Annotated in this window: 13 protein-coding genes and 1 tRNA gene; 10 read left to right on the forward strand and 4 right to left on the reverse strand. The window is 67.9% G+C overall.

Annotated features, from left to right (window positions below):
- Positions 1 to 80 precede the first annotated feature (80 nt).
- The 5 genes from NA3_RS17675 (at position 81) to NA3_RS17695 (ending at position 4789) form a co-directional block, all read left to right on the forward strand.
- Complete coding sequence (locus NA3_RS17675) at positions 81 to 1355, forward strand: type III PLP-dependent enzyme domain-containing protein (protein WP_227995560.1); 1275 nt, start codon at positions 81 to 83, stop codon at positions 1353 to 1355.
- A 50-nt stretch (positions 1356 to 1405) separates the two neighbouring features.
- Complete coding sequence (locus tag NA3_RS17680; RefSeq protein ID WP_062964745.1) at positions 1406 to 2452, forward strand: PLP-dependent cysteine synthase family protein; 1047 nt, start codon at positions 1406 to 1408, stop codon at positions 2450 to 2452.
- Between the two features lie 28 nt (positions 2453 to 2480).
- Positions 2481 to 3875 (forward strand): MATE family efflux transporter, encoded by a 1395-nt coding sequence (locus NA3_RS17685; RefSeq protein WP_062964746.1) that lies wholly within the window; start codon positions 2481 to 2483, stop codon positions 3873 to 3875.
- Positions 3876 to 4007: 132 nt separating this feature from the next.
- Positions 4008 to 4484 (forward strand): pyridoxamine 5'-phosphate oxidase family protein, encoded by a 477-nt coding sequence (locus NA3_RS17690; protein WP_062964747.1) that lies wholly within the window; start codon positions 4008 to 4010, stop codon positions 4482 to 4484.
- Between the two features lie 5 nt (positions 4485 to 4489).
- Positions 4490 to 4789: an MTH1187 family thiamine-binding protein gene (locus tag NA3_RS17695; RefSeq protein WP_036505153.1), complete on the forward strand. Its 300-nt coding sequence runs from the start codon at positions 4490 to 4492 to the stop codon at positions 4787 to 4789.
- 34 nt (positions 4790 to 4823) lie between these two features.
- Here NA3_RS17695 and NA3_RS17700 read toward each other — a convergent pair whose 3' ends face one another.
- The 4 genes from NA3_RS17700 to NA3_RS17715 all read right to left on the reverse strand — a co-directional run bounded on the left by NA3_RS17700 (position 4824) and on the right by NA3_RS17715 (position 10926).
- Positions 4824 to 5492, reverse strand: a complete 669-nt coding sequence (locus NA3_RS17700; protein ID WP_084491672.1) for a nucleoside triphosphate pyrophosphohydrolase — start codon at positions 5490 to 5492, stop codon at positions 4824 to 4826.
- A 95-nt stretch (positions 5493 to 5587) separates the two neighbouring features.
- Positions 5588 to 9202 (reverse strand): transcription-repair coupling factor, encoded by a 3615-nt coding sequence (mfd, locus tag NA3_RS17705; protein WP_062964748.1) that lies wholly within the window; start codon positions 9200 to 9202, stop codon positions 5588 to 5590.
- Positions 9203 to 9447: 245 nt separating this feature from the next.
- Entirely contained in the window at positions 9448 to 10095 is a 648-nt protein-coding gene (locus tag NA3_RS17710; RefSeq protein ID WP_036505157.1) for a TetR family transcriptional regulator, read from the reverse strand.
- Positions 10096 to 10311: 216 nt separating this feature from the next.
- Entirely contained in the window at positions 10312 to 10926 is a 615-nt protein-coding gene (locus NA3_RS17715) for a TetR/AcrR family transcriptional regulator (RefSeq protein WP_039780676.1), read from the reverse strand.
- A gap of 347 nt (positions 10927 to 11273) precedes the next feature.
- Here NA3_RS17715 and NA3_RS17720 point away from each other — a divergent pair.
- From NA3_RS17720 to NA3_RS17740, 5 genes are all read left to right on the forward strand, one after another.
- Positions 11274 to 11344: transfer RNA gene (locus NA3_RS17720), tRNA-Gln, on the forward strand.
- A gap of 201 nt (positions 11345 to 11545) precedes the next feature.
- Positions 11546 to 13036 carry a bifunctional UDP-N-acetylglucosamine diphosphorylase/glucosamine-1-phosphate N-acetyltransferase GlmU gene (gene glmU, locus NA3_RS17725; RefSeq protein ID WP_062964749.1) on the forward strand — a complete coding sequence of 497 codons (1491 nt, stop codon included), beginning with the start codon at positions 11546 to 11548 and terminating at the stop codon, positions 13034 to 13036.
- Positions 13033 to 14013 (forward strand): ribose-phosphate diphosphokinase, encoded by a 981-nt coding sequence (locus NA3_RS17730; RefSeq protein ID WP_030515237.1) that lies wholly within the window; start codon positions 13033 to 13035, stop codon positions 14011 to 14013. Before glmU ends, NA3_RS17730 begins: the two co-directional genes overlap by 4 nt.
- A gap of 275 nt (positions 14014 to 14288) precedes the next feature.
- The gene (locus NA3_RS17735) at positions 14289 to 14603 is read left to right on the forward strand and encodes a hypothetical protein (protein ID WP_062964750.1); all 315 of its coding nucleotides are present in this window, start codon (positions 14289 to 14291) and stop codon (positions 14601 to 14603) included.
- A 61-nt stretch (positions 14604 to 14664) separates the two neighbouring features.
- Entirely contained in the window at positions 14665 to 15300 is a 636-nt protein-coding gene (locus tag NA3_RS17740) for a DUF2461 domain-containing protein (protein ID WP_062964751.1), read from the forward strand.
- The last annotated feature ends 9 nt before the right edge of the window (positions 15301 to 15309 follow it).

Consider the following 15309-nt stretch of genomic DNA (forward strand, 5'->3'; position numbering starts at 1 on the left):
GAGCGCCCGATGATGCGCGGAACTCCGCCTCGATCACGGCACCGCCCCTCCCGGCACACCGGGACGAATGGGAGCGCCGGTTGCTGGCCGACGCCCATCTGCTCGACGACATCGCCTACGCGGTCGGCGGCCCGTTCCACGTGCTGTATCCGGAGCGGGTGGGAGTGAATATCGACGGCTTCCGCGAGCAGTTCCGGCGCCACGGCGTGGACGGCGTGATCTACTACGGCAAGAAAGCCAACAAGTCCGCAGCCGTGGTGCGGATGTGCGCCGAACACGGCGCCGGCGCCGATGTCGCCAGCGTCGGCGAGCTGAGTTCGGCTCTGGCACACGGCATCCGGGGCCACGATCTGGTGGTGACCGGACCGGCCAAATCCGATGAGCTGCTGTGGCTGGCCACCCGGCACGGCGCCCTGATCGCCGTCGACGACCCCGGCGAACTCGCCCGGCTGACCGGCCTCGGCGCCACCGCCCGCGTGCTGCTGCGGGTACTCCCCCCGAATTCGACCAGCCGATTCGGCATGACCGACATCGAACTCGACACCGTGCTGCACCGCACCGATCCGGCGCCGATCCGGGTGGAGGGATTCAGCTTTCACCTCTCCGGCTACGACCCGATCGCCCGGTCGGAATTGGCGGCCGCGGTGGTCGACCGCTGCGGGCACGCCCGCGCCCTCGGACATCCGGTCACCACCATTTCCATCGGCGGCGGATTCGGCGTGGAGTACCTGCCGGACACGGCCTGGCGCGCCTTCACGCAGGAGCGCGGCCCGCACTGGTTCCACGCGGACAAGACATTCGATTCGTACTATCCCTACCACCAGCGCCCGGCCGGACCAGCCGCGCTGGCCGCCATCCTCGACCACGGCGATCTGGCAAAAGTTCTACGAGCCCATGCCATCCGGCTCGCGATCGAGCCGGGGCGCGCGCTGCTGGACCGCGCGGGAAGTACCGTGTTCCGCGTCCAAGGTGTGAAAACCCGTGAGGCACAATCACTTCCCTATCAGGTGCTCACCGTCGACGGCTCCAGCCTCAGTCTGTCCGAGCAGTGGTTCGACAGCGAATATCTGCCCGATCCGGTGCTGTGGCCGACGCGTCCGGGCGAGGTGACCCCCGCCTGCGTCGGCGCCGCGACCTGCCTGGAATCGGACATGCTGAGCTGGCGGCGCATTCCCCTGCCCCGCCCGGCCGTGGTCGGCGATCTGCTCGTCTATCCCAATACCGCCGGGTATCAGATGGATTCGAACGAATCCTCGTTCCACGATCTCCCCATCCCGCCGAAGGTGCTGCTGTCGAGCGGCCCCGACGCGGATCCGGCCCAGCCGCCGCGGCTGCGCTGGGCGCTCGAACGATAACTCCCCTTCCCACCACACTCCCCTTCCCACCACACTCCGAGGAGACTCGCATGCCGATCGTCACGCGCGTGACGGACCTGATCGGAAACACTCCCCTGTTCGAACTGGCCGTCACCGACGGCGGCACCCGGCTGCTACTCAAACTCGAACAGTTCAATCCGACCGGCGCGGCGAAGATCCGGATGGCCCGCGAAATGGTGCTCGAAGCCGAACGCCGAGGTTTGCTGAGAGATGGCGGACATATTATCGAGTCCACATCCGGGAATACCGGGCTGGGACTGGCGGTGGTCGCGGCCGAATGCGGCTATCGATTCACCGCGGTCGTGGATCACCACGCCTGTAAGGACAAACTGCGCGCGATGCGAGCCATGGGTGCCGACCTCGTCTATGTCGCCGCCGAGGGCGACGACAGCCTGGCCACCTCCGCCCGGGAGGACCTGGCCGAGGCGATGGCGGCCGCGCGCCCGGACGCCTACTTCACCGAACAGCACAACAACGAGGCCAATCCGGTCGGCTACTACGCGGTCGCGGAGGAGTTGCTGGCCGATCTCGGACATGTCGACATCCTGGTGTCCGCGGTCGGCACCGGCGGATCGCTGTTCGGCACCGCGCGGCGGCTGCGCGACCTGGGTCATCCGGCACGGGTGATCGGGGTGGAACCGGTCGGATCGATCGCGTTCGGCGGGCCGGGCGGACCGTACTGGCAGTCCGGCACCGGCACCCCGCCCGGCGCGACCGTGGGTACGGCCGTGGACTATTCGCTGCTGGACGAGGGGGTCACCGTCTCGGACGTGGACGCCTTCGCCACCGCCCGCGCGGTCGCGCAGCGTTGCGGCCTGCTGATCGGCGGATCGGCGGGCGGCTCGGTGTATGTGGCGCTGCAGCGACTCGACGAATTCGAACCGGGCTCGACGATCGTCACCATCGTCTGCGACGGCGGCGAGAAGTACCTCGACACCGTCTTCGACGACGAATGGATGAGCGATCGCGATCTGCTCGATCGCACCGCCGAGCACGCGGTCACCGACCTGCTGGACCGCTATGCCCCGGTAGCTCCGGCCGCGTCCGAGGCGCGAAATCTCGTGGGGGCGCGATGAATCCGCCCGTCGCCGGGGAGGTCCGGGCATGACCGCCGCCGCACCCCGCGGCGACGGGCGCCGGCTGGCGGCGCTCGCGACGCCCATCGCGCTGACCCAGCTGGCCCAGGTCGCGATCTCCACCACCAATATCGCGTTGATGGGCAGCCTCGGCGTCGACCAGGTGGCGGCCGGCGGGCTGGCACTGGTGTTGTTCAACCAGATCCGCACCATGTGTGTCGGGCTGATCACCGCCAGTGGCAACCAGGTGGCAACCGTGGTGAGCCGGGCCGAGAAGCAGCGCCGCAGCCCCGAGCCCGAGATCCGCGACGTGGTCCGCTCGAGTTTTCTCATCGCGACGGCGGCGGGGATGCTCGGCGGCCTGATCCTGGTCGGCCTGGGCTGGTCGCTGCAGTGGCTCGGCCAGGACGCCACGGTGCTGGCCGAAGCCCGGCCGATGATGGTGGCGCTCGCCCCCGGCCTGCTGCCCTGCCTGTGGTTCCAGGCGTTGCGCCAGTACACCGTCGGCATGCAACGGCCACAGGCGCTGCTGGTGGTGACGCTCGGCTCGGTCGCCGTGAACGCGGTGGTCGCGCTGGCACTGATCCACGGCTGGGCCGGGCTGCCCGCACTGGGCCTGACCGGCGTCGGCGTGGCCTCCTCGGTCGTTTTCCTCGTCACCTTCGCGGTGTTCTGGGTGATGGTGCGCCGCGACGCGGCGCTGGGGCCGACGCTGCCGCTGCGGATGTGGCCGGTACGCCGGCGAACGGTCACCGCGGAACTGCGGCTCGGCGCGCCGATCGCACTCACCTACGGTTCCGAGGCGGGCATGTTCTCGGTACTGGCCCTGGCGATGGGCACGCTCGGCCCGGCGGCGCTGGCCGCGCACAACGTGGTGTATCAACTCGTCTACATCGTGTTCCAGGTCGCGGTGGGACTCTCGCACGGGGTCTCGATCCTGGTCAGCCGGGCTGTGGCCCGCGAGGAGTTCCGCCGCGCCTGCCACCTGGCCTGGCTGGTGTTGCGGCAGGCGGCCGTGGTGGCCGCGGTGGTCGGCGTCCTGTACGTCGCGGCACCCGATCTGGTGCTGCGCCCATTTCTCGGCGGACGCGACGGGGCCACCGTCGACCTCGCGCACAGCTTGCTACTCATCGCGGTCGTCCTGCAGTTCTTCGACGCCGCGCAGAACATCGGCAACGGCCTGCTGCGTGGGCTCGAGGACACCCGGGCCGGCTTCCGGTTGTCGCTGGTGGGTTATTGGGTCGTCGGACTGCCGACCGCATTGCTGCTCGCCTTCCCGCTGGGTCTGGGCGCGCGCGGCGTGTGGTGGGGTCTGACCGCGGGGCTGGCCGCGACGGCCGCGCTGATGCTGCGACGCTATTTCTCGCTGCTGCACCACCGCGAGGTCACCGAACCACGCCAACTGGCCGACAGCCTCAACTGACCTGTCCGCACCCCTACCACCGGTGCAGTTCACGTCGACGGCTCGCACCCCAGCACGTAAGCGGCACAACGGTTTACACTGGGGTGCCAGTCGCGGCCGATGCCGCCGCGTGAGCCGACCGTGAGGTGACGAATGGTAGCCAGCGCCGGAGAACGTCAACAGCCCGCGACCGAGCATCCCGAACTGGACGTCCTGCCCACCTGGCCGCTGGACACCATCGCCGTCCTGGTGACCACCGATCCGTCGCCGCACGCCATTCCCGTGAGCTGGCCGGTGCGCGCCGACGATCGGCGAATCCTGTTGAGTCTCAAGTTCGATCGCGGTTCACTGGCCCGGCTGCGCAAACGTCCCGATGTCGCGCTGCTGATCCTCGGCGGCGGCAATGTGGCGCTGTGCGCCCGCGGTCGCGCGCGCGTGATCGCCGATCCGATGCCCGGCGCCGAGGACTATGTGGCCGTCGCCATCGATGTCGAGGTGATCGACGATCACCGCCAGGGCGCGTTCGAGGTGCAGGCGGGCATCCAGCGCACGGTCCTCGACGAGCCGGAACTCGAATATCTTCGCTCGCGTGTCGCCACCCTGCAGGAGATGGTCGACGCGAAGAATTGACGCCCATGATCGCCGCCTTCTCGGTCACCCCACTCGGCACCGGCGCCGATGTGGGCCGCGCCGTCGCCGAAGCCGTCCGCATCGTCCGCGCCAGCGGGCTGCCGAACGAAACCAACGCCATGTTCACCACGCTCGAGGGCGAATGGGACGAGGTGATGGGTGTCATCAAGCAGGCCTCCGACGCCGTCCTCGCGGTCGCGCCGCGCTGCAGCCTGGTGATCAAGGCCGATATCCGCCCGGGTGTGACCGGCGCCCTGACGTCGAAGGTCGAGACCGTCGAACGCTACCTCGCGGAAGGGTCCTGAACACCCGATACGGTCGGGCTGACCAGGCGCGTCCTCACGGCCGGCGCTGCCGGTCCCCCAGCGAGCCGGCGAGGGTTTCCCAGTGTGCGCGCCACTCGTCGGGACCCAGCGGTCCGCGTACGCCGCGGGTCCGCTCGGCCGCGTCCTCGGCGGCCCGAATTCGCGCCGCGAAGTCGAGCGTGGCCTTGCGGAGCCGTTCCTCGGCGCTTTCGGATCCGCCCAGACGGACCACCCGCAGGTCCTCCGGCACCAGATCCTCGGGCAGCCCCGCCTTCGCGCTGCGGGAGCGGATCTTCTCCGCCAGCGCCAGCGCGGGTTGCGCCATCGCGATCCCGTCCAGGCAGGAGCGGCGCGCCTTCTCGGTGAGTTTGCGTTCCTCCCAGGCCCTTTCCTGGGCGGCGACCTTCGCGGCCACATCCGCCCCGGCGTCCACGACCGGATCGGACAGATGCGGGCTGCGGTGCACCAGTTTGGCGACCAATGCGGCGGCCACATCGTCGACGGTGAATTCGCCTGCCGCCTCGGCGATCCGGGAGTGGAACAGCACCTGCAGCAGCAGATCGCCGAGTTCCTCCTTGATCGTCTCCGCATCGCCGTGCTGGATGGCGTCGAGGAGTTCGTAGGTCTCCTCCAGCAGATACGGCCGCAGCGAATCGTGGGTCTGAGTGACCTCCCAGCCGCCGAAATTCCACAGCCGGTCCATGACCTCGACCGCCTCGGTCAGGCCGTGCGCGACGCGTGCGGAATCAGCCGCGGCATCGTCGGTTCCACCCGACGGGCGCACGCCCCGGTCCTCGCTCACCCGACCGCCACTTCCGCGCCCACCGCGAGATCGACCATGCCCTTCGGCTTGCCGTCGAGCGCCAGCAGCAGATCGGCGACGAACTGCAACAGCTGCACATCACGCACCCGCGCGGCGCCGACGCTGTCCTCCACCCGCGGCAGCGGCAACTGCACGATGCCGGTGGTGGGCCGATAGCTCGCACTCGGATACAGGCGCTTGAGCCGCATCTGTTTCGAATCGGGCAGCTGCAGCGGCGACACCTTCAGCGTGGTGCCGGTGACGCCGACCTCCTGGATGCCGTACTCGCGGCACAGCAGCCGCAACTTGGCCACCGACACCAACCGGCCGACCTCCACCGGCAGCGGTCCGTACCGGTCGACGAGCTCCTCCACCACCGCGGCCAGCGCCGAATCGTCCTGTGCCGCAGCCAGTTTGCGGTAGGCCTCCAGCCGCAGCCGGTCGCTCGCGATGTAGTCGGGCGGAATGTGCGCATCCACCGGCAGGTCGATCCGCACCTCCTTGACCTCTTCCTCGGTCGTGATCGGGCGGCCGTCGGCGGCGGCACGGTAGGCCTCCACCGCCTCACCGACCAGTCGCACGTACAGATCGAAGCCGACGCCGGCGACATGGCCGGACTGTTCGGCGCCGAGCACGTTTCCGGCGCCGCGGATTTCGAGGTCCTTCATCGCGACGGCCATACCCGCGCCGAGATCGGAGTTCTGCGAGATGGTGGCCAGGCGGTCGTAGGCCGTTTCGGTCAGCGGCTTCTCGGCCGGATACAGGAAGTAGGCGTATCCGCGTTCCCGGCTGCGCCCGACCCGCCCGCGCAGCTGGTGCAGCTGCGAAAGTCCCAGGGTGTCGGCCCGTTCCACGATGAGCGTGTTGGCGTTGGAGATGTCCAGACCGGTCTCGATGATCGTGGTGCACACCAGGACGTCGAATTCGCGCTCCCAGAAGCCCTGCACGGTCTTCTCGAGCGTGTCCTCGTTCATCTGGCCGTGCGCCACCGCGACCCGCGCCTCGGGCACCAGATCGCGAATTCGCTTGGCGGCCTTGTCGATCGAGGACACGCGGTTGTGCACGTAGAAGACCTGGCCGTCGCGCAGCAGTTCGCGGCGCACGGCCGCGGCGACCTGCTTGTCGTTGTAGCCGCCGACATAGGTCAGCACCGGATGGCGTTCCTCCGGAGGGGTGAGGATGGTCGACATCTCGCGGATCCCGGCCAGGCTCATCTCCAGGGTGCGCGGGATCGGCGTGGCCGACATGGTCAGCACGTCGACGTGGGTGCGCAGCGCCTTGATGTGTTCCTTGTGCTCGACGCCGAACCGCTGCTCCTCGTCGATGATCACGAGGCCGAGTTCCTTCCACCGCAGACCGGTCTGCAGCAGCCGGTGCGTGCCGACCACGATGTCGACCTCACCGGTGGCCATCCCGTCGATCACCTCGCGTGATTCGGCCGGATCGGTGAAGCGCGACAGGCCCTTGACCGTGACCGGGAAGCCGGCGACGCGTTCGGTGAAGGTCTGCAGATGTTGCTGCGCCAGCAGCGTCGTCGGTACCAGCACGGCGACCTGCTTACCGTCCTGCACCGCCTTGAACGCCGCGCGCACCGCGATCTCGGTCTTGCCGTAGCCGACGTCGCCGCAGATCACCCGGTCCATCGGGACCGGGCGCTCCATATCGGCCTTCACCTCGGCGATCGCGGTGAGCTGATCATGGGTTTCGGTGAACGCGAACGCGTCCTCCATCTCCTGCTGCCACGGTGTGTCGGGGGCGAAGGCGTGGCCGGGCGCGGCCTGCCGCGCGGCGTACAACTGCACGAGTTCGGTGGCGATCTCGCGAACGGCCTTGCGCGCCTTGCGTTTCGTATTCGCCCAGTCGGATCCGCCGAGTTTGGACAGACTCGGCATCTCCCCGCCCACGTAGCGGGAGAGCTGATCCAGCGAGTCCATCGGGACGTACAACCGGTCGCCCGGCTGGCCCCGCTTGCTGGGCGCGTATTCGATCACCAGGTATTCGCGCCGCGCGCCGCCGACGGTGCGTTCGATCATCTCCACGAACCGGCCGATGCCGTGCTGATCGTGCACGACCATATCGCCGGAGCTCAACGCCAGCGGATCGACCTGATTGCGCCGGCGGGCCGGGAGCTTCTTCCCCTCACCGGGCGCGGTGACGCGGTTACCGGTCAGATCGGATTCGGCGATGACGACCAGTTTCGCGTCGTCGAACACGATGCCGTCGTGCAGCGAACCGCACAGCACACCGACCAGCCCGCGCACCGGCTCGGCGCCCGGCTCGAGCGCCGCGGCCGGAACCTCGGCATCGGCGAGCCGTTCCTGAATGCGTTGTGCAGTACCGTGTCCGGCGACCACGATCACCGCGCGTCCACCGGTCGTGACGTGCGCGCGCAGCGAGGCGAAGACGGTCGCGACGAGTTCCTCCGAGCCGCGGGCCGCCGGGGCCGACAGCACGGGCAGCACGATCTCCGCGGGGTCGTCGGCGGCCAGCGGGCTCAGCGTCCACCACGGCAATCCACGCGACTCGGCGCCCGCCCGCACCACGTCCAGGCCGCGATACGCCGAGGACGCCAGGTCCAGGCCGTGCGCGCCCAGCGGGGCCGCACCGCCGAAGGACGCGGCCGTCCACGACGCCTCGAGGAATTCCTGTCCGGTGCGGACCAGATCGGCGGCGCGGGTGCGGATCTTCTCCGGATCGCACAGCAGCACATGCGAGTGTGGCGGCACCACATCGGTCAGCAACTGGAGCTCGCCCGGCCGCAGCACCGGCAGCAGCGCCTCCATGCCCTCCACCGGAATGCCCTGCGCCAGCTTCTCCAGCATTTCGACCAACGCCGCATCGGCCGGGTTGTCCGCGGCCACCTTCGCCGCCGATTCGCGCAGCTCCTCGGTCAGCAGCAGTTCCCGGCAGGGCTGCGCCACAACGAGATCCACCTCGACCTCGGTGAGCGAACGCTGATCGGCGACGGAGAACGCGCGCAGTTCACTGATCTCGTCGCCCCAGAATTCCACGCGCACCGGATGATCGGCGGTGGGCGGGAAGATGTCGAGAATGCCGCCGCGGACCGCGAATTCGCCGCGCTTGCCGACCATGTCGGCGCGCTCGTAGGCGAATTCGACCAGCCGCGTGGTCAATTCGTCGAAATCGAATTCGGCGCCGACGCGCAGCACGATGGGTTCGATCTCGCCCAGTCCGGGGGCCATCGGCTGCATCAGCGACCGGACGGTGGTCACCACCACCTGCAGCGGCTCCGGATGGCCCGGATCTTCCGGATGCGCCAGCCGCCGCAGCACCTGCAAGCGTCGTCCCACGGTGTCGGCGCTGGGTGAAAGCCGTTCGTGTGGCAGCGTCTCCCAGGACGGGAACAGCGCGACGCGATCGCCGATGATCTCGCTCAGCTCGACGGTCAGATCGTCGGCCTCCCGCCCGGTAGCGGTCACCACCACCAGCGGCCGGGCAGCCGCGACGGTGGCCGCCACGAACGGCCGGATCGCCGAGGGCGCGACCAGCTGCACCGAGGAGCGCCCGATCAACTCCCGAACCTGACTCAGCGCGGCATCGGCACCGGCCACCTCGGCCAGTCCCGCAAGAGGTGGGCGATGGCTCGGCATGAAAGAAACTCCCGCTGCACAGATCGGCGATTCAGAGCGACCAATCGAGTCTATGTTTTTGGCCTCCGCTCCGCTCCGGCGGGGTTCTCGGCCCTCAGGCCTCGATTTTTCCCTCCTCCGCTCAGTCGCTGCGCTCCCTCGCTCCGTCAGTCCAAAACCGAGGCGGCCGAGAACCCACCAAGGCGTACATCTCGCAGACGCGCGCTGCGGCGTTCACAGATACCGTCGTCCGACGTTGCGACCGATTACGGCACGTAGCGACGCAACCTCCGCGCCGCGAACTCCCGGAAGTACGCCACCTTCTCATCCGGCACGATCGAGGGCAGCAGGAAGTACCACATCCGTTCCATGCGCACCGCCATCTGGTCGATGGATTCGGTGCCGACGGCGGTGATGTGGACTCCGGAGGTCATCTCCTGCAGGAGAAGACCGATGGTTTCGGGGTCGAGGTCGGGTTTGAGGTCGCCCTGGGCGATGGCCCGCTCGGCGAGCAGGATCTGGGTTTCGCCCCAGGTCTTGGTGATGTTCTCGCCGGAGGCGCCGCGGTAGTCGCCGATCTGGTGGGTGAGTTTGAGCATCGCGCCGACCATCGGATCGTTCATGGTGAGGTCGGCGACGACGTAGGTGATGCCGATGGCGGCTTCGAGAGCGGGCACACGAGGGTCGAAGAAGCCCTGGCAGGCGCCGCGCAGTCGTTCGTTGCCCTGGTCGACCACGGCGCGCGCCAGTTCTTCCTTGGATCCGAAGTGGAAGTACAGTGCGCCCTTGGTGACGTTGGATTGCGAGATGATCTCGCTGAGGCTCGCATTCGCGTAACCGAGTCGCAGAAAGACGTCGGCCGCGCCTGCCAGCACCGAATCGCGGGTGATTTCCGCACGCGCTTGCCTAGCCATCAGATCCGCCTGTCCTCAAACCAGCCATCCTGAAGTAGACCGATATCCCGAAGTTGACCGACATCACAGCTCGAACAGCACTTGAAGGATGGGTGAACCGTACCATCCGACCGGCCGTCGCCAGCGGAATCGAGCATTAAGACCAGTCTCCTTCGCAAACAATGGGCTAACCGTCCAGTTAGGTCCCCTATCGGCCCCAGGCATCGCTACCGCCGGTCAGCCGGGTGTCCCGCTCGGCCATTCGGATCCCAGCTGCGGATCGGCCTCGAGGTGGGTGAGCCCGTTCCAGCACAGGTTGACCAGATGCGCGGCGACCACCTCTTTGGAGGGTTGCCGCTCGTCGAGCCACCAGGTGGCCGCGGTGGCGACCATGCCGACCAGGGCTTGCGCGTAGAGAGTGGCGAGACTGGTGTCGAAGCCGCGGCGCTCGAAATCGCCGGCGAGGATGTGGGCGACCTGGTTGACCGCCTCGTTCAGCAGGCTCGAATAGGTGCCGGCGGCGGCCGAGGCGGGTTGATCGCGCATCAGGATCCGGAAACCGTCGGTGCGCTCCTCGATATAGGTCAGCAGCGCCAGGGCGACCTGTTCCAGCCGGACGCGGGAGCGGTTCTGGGTCAGCGACGAGGTGATCATGTCCAGCAGCGTCGACATCTCGCGGTCGACGACCACCGCGTAGAGCCCTTCCTTGCCCCCGAAGTGTTCGTACACAACGGGTTTGGAAACCTGAGCGCGCTGGGCGATCTCCTCGATGGAGGTGGCGTCGTATCCGCGTTCGGCGAACAGCGCCCGTCCGATCTCGATCAACTGCTGGCGCCGCTGCGTTCCGGTCATCCGCGGGCGCGGCACCCGCGCCGCATCACCCGAAGTCATCTCCCCCGCCTCTCTCCCCCGCCTCTCCGGGAATCCTGCCGGTCGTAGGTGTCTGGAGATTTCTCGGCCGGGCCGGCGGTCGGCAGCGAACCTGCGGTCAGGTCGTGCCCGACGAGTTACCCATGTGCTTTCGAAATCAAGTAGTGCGTGGCAAAAATTTACCCGACCGCGACCGGGCGATCTCGCCGACCCGCGACCCGCGCGGGAAAATCTGCCCGCAATTCGCGGAGATGCGGGGAAACGTGCGAGGATATTGGCCGCATGCCGTGGCGTAGCGGTGAGCCCGTAGGGTTTCATCGGTGCGACGATCCGCCGTAGTGTAATGGCAGCACCACTGATTTTGGTTCAGTTAGTTCAGGTTCGAGTCCTGGCGGCGGAGCTGGCGATGGGGCTGTGACCTGCGTGAATATCGAGCGAAGCCCCGAGCCGGTGCCCGGGCCCGGGTGGACTAGGGTGTGGGCGGACGGCCAGCCGCCGGGCCCGCCGCAGACCGGATCTGCGAAGGTCCGGCGTAGGCAAAGACAGCCGCAGGCAAAAGACAGCGCATACCAGCACGATGACAGGCAGCCGAGGGAGATCCATGCCACAGCAGACCGCCGTCGTCGTTCTCGCCGCCGGTGCCGGAACTCGAATGCGGTCCAAGACACCGAAAGTGCTGCATTCGCTCGCCGGGCGCAGCATGCTCGAGCACGCCCTGCACGCGGCGAACGAGATCGACCCGACCGCCCTGATCACGGTGATCGGCCACGACCGCGAACAGGTCGGCGCCGCGGTGAATTCCGTTGCGGCAGAGCTGGGTCGTGAGATCACCTCCGCTCTGCAGGAACAGCAGCTGGGCACCGGGCACGCGGTCCAGTGCGCCCTGACGGCGTTGCCCGCGGACTTCACCGGCGACCTGCTGGTGACCTCCGCCGATGTGCCGCTGCTGGACGGGCACACGCTCTCGGCGCTGCTGGACGAGCATCGCAGTTATCAACCGCGTTCCGCGGTCACGGTTTTGACCTTCGTTCCGGAAGATCCGAACGGGTACGGCCGGATCGTGCGCGACGCCGACGGCGGCGTCCTCGAGATCGTCGAACATGCCGATGCCACGCCGGAGCAGGCGGCGATCAATGAAGTCAACTCCGGCGTCTACGTTTTCGACGTCACCGTGCTGCGGACGATGATCAGCCGCCTGACGACCGCCAACGCCCAGCACGAGCTGTACCTGACCGATGTCCTGAAGCTGGCGCGCGAGGCCGGTCATCCGGTGCACGGCGCGCGGCTGGTCGATGCCGCCAAGGTCACCGGCGTCAACGACCGGGTGCAGATGGCTCAGGCCGCCCGCACCCTCAACCGCTACATCCTCGAGCGCCATATGCGCGCCGGAGTCACCGTCATCGATCCGGCCACCACCTGGGTCGACGCCAGCGTGCGCATCGGCCGCGACGCGGTGCTGCGCCCCGGGGTGCAACTGCTGGGCAATACCGTGATCGGCGAGGATGCCGAGGTCGGCCCCGATTCCACCCTGACCGATGTGCTCGTCGGCGAGGGCGCGAAGGTGGTCCGGACCCACGGCGAGGGCGCGACCGTCGCCGCCGCCGCCACAATCGGGCCGTTCGCCTATTTGCGACCGGGAACGATCGTCGGCGAATCCGGCAAGATCGGCGCCTTCGTGGAGACCAAGAACGCCTCGATCGGCGCGCATTCGAAGGTCCCCCATCTGACCTATGTCGGCGACGCCACGATCGGCGAGTACAGCAACATCGGCGCATCGAGCGTGTTCGTCAACTACGACGGGGTCAAGAAACACCACACCGTCGTCGGTTCGCATGTGCGCACGGGCAGCGACACGATGTTCGTGGCGCCGGTGACCGTGGGCGATGGCGCCTATTCGGCAGCGGGTACTGTGCTGCGTAGAAACGTTCCGCCGGGAGCGCTGGCAGTATCCGGCGGAGCGCAGAAGAACATTGAGGGCTGGGTGCAGCGGTATCGTCCCGGGACGGCCGCGGCGCAGGCGGCGGCGGAGGCGATCGCAGCCGACGACCGAGCGAGTCAGGCAACCGAGCAAAAGGATGGCAACACAGAGTGACCGCGTTCTCCACCGATAACCAGAAGAACCTGATGCTGTTCTCGGGGCGCGCTCACCCCGAGCTGGCCGAGCAGGTCGCGAAGGAACTCGACGTCGCGATCACGCCGCAAACCGCCCGCGAGTTCGCCAACGGCGAGATCTTCGTTCGCTTCGAAGAATCGGTACGTGGCTCGGATGCCTTTGTGCTGCAGAGCTTTCCGGCACCGCTGAACCAGTGGCTGATGGAACAGCTCATCATGATCGATGCGCTCAAGCGTGGTTCGGCCAAGCGGATCACCGCTGTCCTGCCGTTCTACCCCTACGCCCGCCAGGACAAGAAGCACCGCGGCCGCGAGCCCATCTCCGCCCGCCTGGTCGCCGACCTGCTCAAGACCGCCGGCGCGGACCGCATCATCACCGTCGACCTGCACACCGATCAGATCCAGGGCTTCTTCGACGGCCCGGTCGACCACATGCACGCCCTGGTCCAGCTGTCGGAGTACGTGCGCAACCACTACAGCACCGAGAACGTCACCATCGTCTCCCCCGACGCGGGTCGCGTGAAGGTGGCCGAGAAGTGGGCCGACGCACTCGGTGGCGCGCCGGTCGCGTTCATCCACAAGACCCGCGATCCGCTGGTGCCGAACCAGGTCAAGTCGCATCGTCCCGTCGGTGACGTCGCCGGCCGCACCTGCATCCTGATCGACGACATGATCGACACCGGTGGCACCATCGCCGAGGCCGTGCGCGTGCTGCGCGAGGCCGGAGCCGGCGATGTGGTCATCGCCGCCACCCACGGCGTGCTGTCCTCCCCCGCGGCGGAGCGTCTGGCCTCCTGCGGCGCCAAGGAGGTCATCGTCACCAACACTCTGCCGATCACCGAGGACAAGAAGTTCCCCTCGCTGACCGTGCTGTCGATCGCCCCACTGCTGGCGCGCACGATCCGGGAGGTCTTCGAGAACGGCTCGGTCACGGGCCTGTTCAACGGCTCCGCGTAGCTCCCCCGCCTCTCCGCGTATTCAGCGTGCCGGTGGGTGGGCGGTGACGTTGGCAGTCGGTCTCGCTCTGGGTGCGTGTCGGCTTTTGGGCGTGCCCGGGGAGTTACCCATGTTGTTGCTAAATCAGTCGTTCCGTCGGGTGACTATCCGTCGGGGCGACTGATTTGTGATGGGGATTGTTCTCTCCTCTTCTTTCGAGATCAGCGGTAGCGTTGGTTGTAGGGTGCACCGCGAATGTTCAGGGTGCGCCGGCCTGCGAGAGAGGTGGGCGACGGATGGCCGACGACGACACTTACCCGTTGATGGACGAGGTGTTCGAAATGGGCGATGACGAGCGCGAAGACCTTGATTACGACCTCGGGGACGATGAGCAGGCCGACGAGATCCGTGAGTATCAGCGCTACATCGACGATCCGCCCGACGATCTGGAGATCCGGTATCACGAGAACGACGACGACGGCCGCCTGGGGATCCGCAGTGAACTGGAGCAGGAATGGACGCGCCGCCGGCATCGTCAGGAATTGCGCGACGAGGACGAGCGGCCCGCCGAAGTCGCCGCCATCGAGGTGGTCGACGAACCGGGTGACTGAGCGGCGGCCGGGAGGACCGGGTGCGGCGGACCATGTCCGCGGCGGTCGCTAAGTTGGCGATATGAGCGGATTCGCGGGGTTCCCCTTCGCCGGGCTCGACTTCTACGAGGATCTGGAAGCCGACAACTCGAAGGCTTTCTGGACTGCCAACAAACACGTCTACGAGCAGTCCGTGCGGGCGCCGATGGTCGCGCTGACCGCGGAACTGGAGAACGACTTCGGACCGGCGAAGATCTTCCGGCCGTATCGCGACGTGCGGTTCTCCAAGAACAAGGCGCCCTACAAGGACCATCAGGGCGCGGTGGTCCGCACCGCCCCGGGAGCGGGGTGGTACGTCCAGATCGGCGCGCCCGGGCTGTACGTGGCCGGGGGGGTGTACGCGCCGACACCCGAGCAGCTCGCGCGGCTGCGCACCACCATCGACGACGCGGTACGCGGCTACGAATTGCAGGCGCTGCTGGACGGTTTGGCGGCCGTCGGCTATGTGATCGGCGGGGAGCAACTGAAGACCCGGCCCAAGGGCTTCCCCGCCGACCATCCGCGCATCGACCTGCTGCGCCACAAATCCCTCGTGATCCACAAGGATTTCGGCGCACCGCCCTGGCTGGAGACACCCCGCGCCGCGGCCGAAGTCCGGGCCGCCTGGGAAGACCTGCGACCGGTCGTCGAGTGGCTCGCCGCGGTCATCGGCAACTGACCCCGGCGG

The organism is Nocardia africana NBRC 100379, from assembly GCF_001612635.1.
In the GTDB taxonomy this organism is placed as follows: domain Bacteria; phylum Actinomycetota; class Actinomycetes; order Mycobacteriales; family Mycobacteriaceae; genus Nocardia; species Nocardia africana.

What these genes read in the sequence shown, in the direction of transcription:
- NA3_RS17685 (WP_062964746.1), top strand. Translation starts at nt 2,481, where the DNA reads ATGACCGCCGCCGCACCCCGCGGCGACGGGCGCCGGCTGGCGGCGCTC.
- NA3_RS17700 (WP_084491672.1), bottom strand. Translation starts at nt 5,492, where the DNA reads ATGGACCGGCTGTGGAATTTCGGCGGCTGGGAGGTCACTCAGACCCAC.
- NA3_RS17710 (WP_036505157.1), bottom strand. Translation starts at nt 10,095, where the DNA reads ATGGCTAGGCAAGCGCGTGCGGAAATCACCCGCGATTCGGTGCTGGCA.
- NA3_RS17690 (WP_062964747.1), top strand. Translation starts at nt 4,008, where the DNA reads ATGGTAGCCAGCGCCGGAGAACGTCAACAGCCCGCGACCGAGCATCCC.
- NA3_RS17680 (WP_062964745.1), top strand. Translation starts at nt 1,406, where the DNA reads ATGCCGATCGTCACGCGCGTGACGGACCTGATCGGAAACACTCCCCTG.
- mfd (WP_062964748.1), bottom strand. Translation starts at nt 9,202, where the DNA reads ATGCCGAGCCATCGCCCACCTCTTGCGGGACTGGCCGAGGTGGCCGGT.
- NA3_RS17695 (WP_036505153.1), top strand. Translation starts at nt 4,490, where the DNA reads ATGATCGCCGCCTTCTCGGTCACCCCACTCGGCACCGGCGCCGATGTG.
- glmU (WP_062964749.1), top strand. Translation starts at nt 11,546, where the DNA reads ATGCCACAGCAGACCGCCGTCGTCGTTCTCGCCGCCGGTGCCGGAACT.
- NA3_RS17740 (WP_062964751.1), top strand. Translation starts at nt 14,665, where the DNA reads ATGAGCGGATTCGCGGGGTTCCCCTTCGCCGGGCTCGACTTCTACGAG.
- NA3_RS17735 (WP_062964750.1), top strand. Translation starts at nt 14,289, where the DNA reads ATGGCCGACGACGACACTTACCCGTTGATGGACGAGGTGTTCGAAATG.
- NA3_RS17715 (WP_039780676.1), bottom strand. Translation starts at nt 10,926, where the DNA reads ATGACCGGAACGCAGCGGCGCCAGCAGTTGATCGAGATCGGACGGGCG.